This is a genomic window from Syntrophorhabdaceae bacterium (genome assembly GCA_036504895.1).
Taxonomy (GTDB): domain Bacteria; phylum Desulfobacterota; class Syntrophorhabdia; order Syntrophorhabdales; family Syntrophorhabdaceae; genus PNOM01.
Genome location: DASXUJ010000084.1, coordinates 1 through 4,723, shown reverse-complemented (window position 1 = coordinate 4,723; position 4,723 = coordinate 1). Strand labels below are relative to the sequence as shown.

The window sequence follows — 4,723 nt, the reverse complement described above, 5'->3', positions numbered from 1 at the left end:
ATGTGGACTTCGAGGGAGTCGCGGAAAAGGCATCGGCCATTACCCCTGTTCCCGGCGGGGTAGGGCCCATGACCATCACCATGCTCATGCTCAATACCCTGAACGCGGCACAGCCTATATTATAAGCGAGGAGGAAGGATGGAGACGAAAGTAATAAGCCCTTCGGGAAAAGAGGTCATTATAGGAGACAACCTGCCCACAATCCTGATAGGGGAAAGAATAAACCCCTTCGGCAAGGGCCCCATAAAGGAAGGAATGCTCTCCGGTAATATGGAGCCTATACAGCGTGAAGCAGCCGCTCAGGTGGAGGCGGGGGCGGACATACTGATCCTCAGCGTGGCTGCTTTCGGGATCGATGAGAAGGTCATTCTCCCTATGGTTACTGAGGCGGTTATGAAGACAATCGATGTGCCCCTTTGTCTGGAGAGCAGGGATCCGGTCGCCCTGGAGGCGGCCTTGAAACTCGGGTGCGGCAAGCCGGTCATCAGCTCGGTGACGGGAGAAGAGGCCATGCTGGAGAAGATACTCCCTCTCGTCAGGAAGTACGACACGTCCCTCGTGATCCTCGCCTCCGATGAAGCGGGGATACCCAATAATGCGGCGAAGCGTCTCTCCGTGCTTACTCACATCGCGGAGAGGGCCCAGGAAGGGGGGATCGGACCGGAGAAGCTCCTTGCCGATTGCGTTGCGGAATCGAGCGCGGTCAATAATAACGCCGCCCTCATCACCATGCAGACCATGGAGATGGTGAAGAAAACCATGGGAATGAACCTCGTCCTCGGGGCGAGCAACGTCTCTTTCGGTCTGCCCAGGCGTCCGGTGATCAATGCCGTTTTCCTCTCCCTTGCGATCGAGAAAGGCCTTAACTGTGCGATCGTGAATGCCGCCACCATGAAGCCTTACATTATGGCAACAGACCTGCTCCTCGGACGGGACAATAGGGCTCGACGTTATACCATGTATTTCAGGAAAATGCAGAAGATGGCGGGATAAAGGGGCGGATCTGTGCGAGGCGGAACCGGCCCGCCCGGGCAGGTAGGCCGCCTGTCTTCCTTTCCCTTCTTGACTTCTCTACATAGTCATATAATATAATAAGTTCATGACGGCGCGACAATTGATAAAAATCGACAGGAAATCTTTCCGGCCGGCCTACATACAGCTCGTACAGATCCTGAGCGAGCAGATCGGCTCGGGGGATTTCCGTCCCGGCCAACGCCTGCCTTCGGAGTCGCAGCTCTGCGAGCGTTATGATGTAAGTCCCATGACCGTCAGGAGGGCAATCAACATTCTCGTAGACCAGGGACTGGTCACGACGGCGCAGGGCAAAGGCACTTTCGTAAAACCGATGGAATTGAGCACCGTCACTTTCGGACTCGATGAATTGCGGGATTTTTTTCGTAAGAACGAGCAGACGAAGGTGAAACTCCTGGAGGTGAGGATCGTCAAGGCCGACGCCAATGTGGCGGCGAAACTGAACCTGAGTCCGGGCGAGCGGACCATCCTCATCCGCCGGCTTATTATTAAAGACGACGAGCCTGTGTTCAGTCATCAGGAATATATTATCTACGATCCCACCCGGCCCGTGGTGGAGGCGGAAATGGAAGTGACCGCCCTTCACGGCCTGCTCACGGGAAGCGGCGAAACCAGTCTGAAAAGGGGCGAGCTCTCGATAGAGGCAACAGTGCTTGACGACGCCCAGGCCCGGCTCCTTAAGGCGCCCGTCATGCTTCCGTCATTCCGTCTGGAGCACACGTTTTACGATTTCGAAGACCGGCCGGTAAGCTGGGGAGTCTTCATCTGCCGGGGCGACCGGTTGCGGTTCGTCACCGTGGTGGGCATACCCCGGGCAGCCGATTTTCAGGGGAAGGAGCAAGGAAAACCATTATGAAAGCGACTGAGACCAAAAGACACCTCCCTTCCCTTCTCGCGGACCTGCAGGAGGAAGAGGTCCTGGTGGAGGTACGTCGCCGGCTTAAGGAAGGCGAGGACCCCCTCAACCTGGTCGAGGAGTTCCAGTTGGGAATGCGCCTCGTGGGTGAGCGTTACGAAAAAGGCATCTACTATATCTCCGCGTTGATTATGGCGGGAGAGATTATGCACGAGCTTGGCGATGTGATATTGCCTCTCCTCAAGAACAGCCTTTCCGGAGAGGAGACGGGGAGCATTCTCCTCGGCACTGTGGAGGGCGATATTCACTACATCGGGAAAGATATCGTGAAAGTGATGCTGCGGTGCTTCGGTTTTACCGTGCATGACCTCGGCGTAGATGTGCCGGCCGCTGAATTCCAGAAAAAGGCGCAGGAGCTGAAACCTGATATCGTGGGACTCTCATGCCTTCTCACTTCGAGCTTCGATACCATGGGGGCCACGATCGAGCTGCTTCGCCGGGGCTTCAGCGAAAACGGCTTTCGCCCGGAAATTATCATCGGCGGGATCGTTGACGAGCACGTCTGCCGCCATGTGGGGGCGGACGGGTGGGCGAATGATGCCATGAAGGGTGTCCGTCTGTGCCAGAGCCTGATACGGGGGCGCCGCTCTTCCCGCTGACGCCACGGTGCAAGCCCAGGCCTTTTCTTTTTCCGATCATCGATATCCACTCTTTTTCATCGATGGGGAAGAGCCGTTCCCCGGATATATTAACCCCGGGATTGATTTCGCGCGTGGATGTGTTGCAAAGAAAAGAAAAACAAGCATATAATTCTAGCTTATAAAGGCCTTTCAAGGAGGAGAGCTGATGAAAAAGTTGTTGGTCTTGTTGCTGGTCGCGATGTTCGGTTTTGCAGGATACTCCTGTGAGTCCATAGGAGGGATGAGTGACACGGGCAAAGGTGCGGCAGTCGGTGCGGGCGTGGGCGCCATAGCAGGTCAGATCATAGGCGGCAATACGGCCGGCACCCTCATCGGTGCGGCAGTCGGAACGCTGGGCGGCGCGCTTGTGGGGCATGAGATGGATTATCAGAAGCAGAAATCCGCGAACGCGCAGCAGCAGAGAGCCGTGGCAGTTCCCGATTCATCCCAGGAAGCACCTCCCGGACAGTGGATTCAGGTCCCGGGACAGTGGGTAAACGGAAAATGGGTCCCGGCGCACAAGGCATGGGTTCCCGTAAATCCTTAAAAGCCGGTGTCCGGCGAAAGACGGCATGATACGAACGAAGGAGGTTGTGGAATGAAAAAAGTGCTCCCGTCGATCTTCACCATTATGATAATCGCGGTGCTCATGGGATTCGCTCACGAAGGACAGGCCCAGAGCACCTCGCGGGCAAACACGTTGAAGGAGCCGAATCTGGGATATACCATCTCCTATCCCGGGGACTGGGTGTATGCCTATCAAGCCCCCCATATCGTGATCTTCACCCCCCGGAAGGGGAAAGACGGTGGACCCGTGATCAGCCTGAGGAACCTGAATTCCACGAAGATACCGGGCGGAAGATACAAGGACAGCGATGCGGTAATAGAGACACTCATGACACAGCTCAAGACGGCAAAAGATGTGTCCGTATACGAGCCGGAGCCGTATCCCTACGCGAAGGGTCAGACCAAACTGATGGGGAAGCAGCTTACCGCCGAATACTCGATAAGAGGCGAGAAATACAAACAGTACGTGGTCGTGCTGCCGAGACCGACAGGAGAGGTCTTCCACCTGTGGTCCTTTGTTGCCCCTGAAAAAGCCTATGAAGCATTCCTTCCCACGGCGAAGGCAATGCTTCATTCAATAGACCTTCAGTAGCACATTCGACAGTCCGCCCTCAGATAATTAAGAATCCCGGTCTCTCTCCGAGAGAGACCGGGATTCTTAATTATCTGGATTTCCCGCCTAATCATTCAAAACATATAACGTCTCATATTGATATTCAGAAGGAGACCCACGCACGCCAGGATGGTCACGAGGGAGGAGCCGCCGTAGCTGATAAAGGGAAGGGGTATGCCCACCACGGGCGCCAGGTGCGCGGCCATGAGCACATTGATCGTGAACTGGAGATAAATGATGGTGGTCGCACCGAAGGCGATTATGGATCCCAATTCATCATGGGCGGTGAGCGATATTTTGAGGCACCGGTATATGAAGCTTATGAAGAGAATAAAAAAGATGATGGAGCCCACAAAGCCCCATTCCTCTCCGAATACGGTGAAGATGAAATCAGTATGGTGTTCAGGGATAAACTGGAGTTTGTGCTGGGTGCCGGCCATGTAACCTTTGCCGAGGAATTTGCCCGACCCGATGGCGATCATCGCCTGTTTCGCATGATACCCGAAACCCGAAGGGTCTGCGTCGATGTTTATGAAGCTCAGGATCCTCATTTTCTGATAAGGCTTCAGGAGGAATCTCCACACTATAAACGGGGTGACGGCGCCTATGCAACCCAATATGGCATAGGTCGATTTTTTTAAGCCCACAAACCAGAGCATGGCGAGGCACGTGAGGAGAACGATTATCGCGGTCCCAAGGTCCGGCTGCTTTACGATGAGGAAAAAAGGGATCAGGGTCCATAGCAAGGGGGCCGCGATATCCCTCAAACCCAGGGCGACGTTTTCCCGCTTCTTCTGGTAGAGCATATTCGCAAGAAAAATTACCAGGGCCGGTTTCATAAACTCCGACGGCTGGAGGCTTATCCCGAAAAGATTGATCCACCTTCTCGCACCGCCCGCCGCCATACCGATGATCAGGACAAGGACTACGAAGAATATAGCGGACCAGTAGATCCACTTTGACTGATAGCAGATG

At 54.9% G+C, this 4,723-nt stretch carries 7 protein-coding genes; 6 read left to right on the top strand and 1 reads right to left on the bottom strand.

Translation table 11 applies throughout. The annotated features are described in order from the left end of the window. The first annotated feature begins 2 nt into the window (after positions 1 to 2). From VGJ94_11810 to VGJ94_11785, 6 genes are all read left to right on the top strand, one after another. Positions 3 to 125, top strand: a complete 123-nt coding sequence (locus VGJ94_11810) for a hypothetical protein (GenBank protein ID HEY3277299.1) — start codon at positions 3 to 5, stop codon at positions 123 to 125. 13 nt (positions 126 to 138) lie between these two features. Further along, positions 139 to 993, top strand: coding sequence for a dihydropteroate synthase (locus VGJ94_11805; protein HEY3277298.1), 855 nt, complete (start codon positions 139 to 141; stop codon positions 991 to 993). A 106-nt stretch (positions 994 to 1,099) separates the two neighbouring features. Then, positions 1,100 to 1,888: a GntR family transcriptional regulator gene (locus VGJ94_11800; protein ID HEY3277297.1), complete on the top strand. Its 789-nt coding sequence runs from the start codon at positions 1,100 to 1,102 to the stop codon at positions 1,886 to 1,888. Beyond that, entirely contained in the window at positions 1,885 to 2,547 is a 663-nt protein-coding gene (locus VGJ94_11795) for a cobalamin-dependent protein (protein ID HEY3277296.1), read from the top strand. The genes VGJ94_11800 and VGJ94_11795 overlap by 4 nt, the downstream gene beginning before the upstream one ends. Before the next feature lie 187 nt (positions 2,548 to 2,734). Next, positions 2,735 to 3,115: a glycine zipper domain-containing protein gene (locus tag VGJ94_11790; GenBank protein ID HEY3277295.1), complete on the top strand. Its 381-nt coding sequence runs from the start codon at positions 2,735 to 2,737 to the stop codon at positions 3,113 to 3,115. 51 nt (positions 3,116 to 3,166) lie between these two features. Then, positions 3,167 to 3,727, top strand: a complete 561-nt coding sequence (locus VGJ94_11785; GenBank protein ID HEY3277294.1) for a hypothetical protein — start codon at positions 3,167 to 3,169, stop codon at positions 3,725 to 3,727. 95 nt (positions 3,728 to 3,822) lie between these two features. Here VGJ94_11785 and rodA read toward each other — a convergent pair. Then, positions 3,823 to 4,723, bottom strand: a 901-nt coding sequence (gene rodA / locus VGJ94_11780) for a rod shape-determining protein RodA (protein ID HEY3277293.1), incomplete at its 5' end; no start/stop codon positions are given.